Source organism: Vibrio sp. 10N.261.52.A1, from assembly GCF_002876325.1.
Lineage (GTDB): Bacteria > Pseudomonadota > Gammaproteobacteria > Enterobacterales > Vibrionaceae > Vibrio > Vibrio chagasii.
The window spans coordinates 1-1,553 of the sequence record NZ_MCYD01001050.1; the positions used below are offsets into that span (position 1 = coordinate 1).

At 43.9% G+C, this 1,553-nt stretch carries 1 protein-coding gene; it reads left to right on the forward strand.

Annotated features, from left to right (window positions below):
• Positions 1 to 256: 256 nt before the first annotated feature.
• The coding region (locus BCT81_RS22765; RefSeq protein ID WP_102425946.1) for a BCCT family transporter at positions 257 to 1,553 on the forward strand (1,297 nt) is incomplete at its 3' end.

Below are 1,553 nucleotides of genomic sequence, written 5' to 3' on the forward strand. Positions count from 1 at the left end.
ATTTTATTCTGTTTTTATTAGGTTAACTATCATTATCAACGGTGGTTTGGGCTACTATTGAGAGAAATCTCAGTCAAAATGCTTTGAGCTGTGCTATAATGCGCGTCTTGGGATTGAGCCAGTAAGTCCATTTATCACTAACTATTGTGATTTTTATTGCCTTTTATTTAGGCGGTGCGGCGAGCCAATCAAGTAGTAGTTGGATATGGAGAGCGTCCTTATATTCGTTGAATCGGATATGCGAACATCATAATTTATGAGTTTTAAATCAAAAAAGTACAGTATTGATTCTACTGACTATCAAGTTGGTCAAGACAACGTCAGTAAATGGGGCATGGATGTCCATAACACAGTTTTCGTAGCCTCAGTCGGCTTATCTCTTCTCTTCATCATCACCCTTCTTGCACTGCCTCCTGCAGATGCCAAAGCGGCAATTGATTCCATCAAGGGTGCAGTTCTATCAAAGTTTGACTTCCTATTTATGTGGGGAGCTAACATCATGTTAATTTTTGCTGTTATTTTGGCATGCTCACCTTTAGGTAAAGTTCGTTTAGGTGGCGAAGACGCAACAGCAGACTATTCAATGGCCTCTTGGATAGCGATGTTATTCGCAGCCGGTATGGGTATTGGACTTATTTTCTGGGGTGTTGCTGAGCCAACCGCGTTCTTTACCAACTGGTTTGGTACTCCGCTTAATGCAGAACCTTTTACAGAAGCGGGTCGTGAGTTAGCGCTGGGTGCAACGGTATTCCACTGGGGTTTCCATGCTTGGGCTATCTACGGCATGACAGCACTTTGCCTAGCGTATTTTGTTTATAACAAAGGTCTACCACTATCTATGCGCTCAGTGTTTTACCCAATCTTGGGTGAGCGAGTGTGGGGCAAAACGGGTGATGTGATCGATGTGCTAACGGTACTGGTTACTCTGTTTGGTTTGGCGACTTCGTTAGGCTTAGGTGGTACACAAGCGGCAAGTGGTATTAGCCACGTGTTTGGCTTGGAAAACAATATCCTACTTCAGCAATCTATTATTGTTTTGATCATGGGCCTAGCGATCATTTCTGTACTTCGTGGTATGGACGGTGGTGTTAAGTTCCTAAGCAACCTAAACATGGTTATTGCATTTGTGTTCTTAGGTCTTATTGCTGTGCTTAACTTCACTAATGTGCTTGATTCTGTCGCTACTGCAGCAACAGGGTATGTGAAAAATATCGTAGCATTGAGCCAGAGTTCAGGTCGTGAAGACACCACATGGTTGCACGGCTGGACTGTGTTCTACTGGGCGTGGTGGGTAGCGTATGCACCATTCTTCGGTATGTTTGTAGCGCGTATTTCTAAAGGTCGTACGGTTCGTGAGTTCTTGTTCTGCGTACTGATTATCCCAACGCTAGTAACTTCGGCTTGGATGTCTGTGTTTGGTGGTGTGGCTATTGAACAGGTCATTAATCATGTTGGTCAACTTGGTCTTGATCAAGGCATCACAGATGTATCGCTAAGCTTGTTCCACATGTTAGATGCGTACTCGTTTGGCAGCATTCTATCGGTTATCGCAG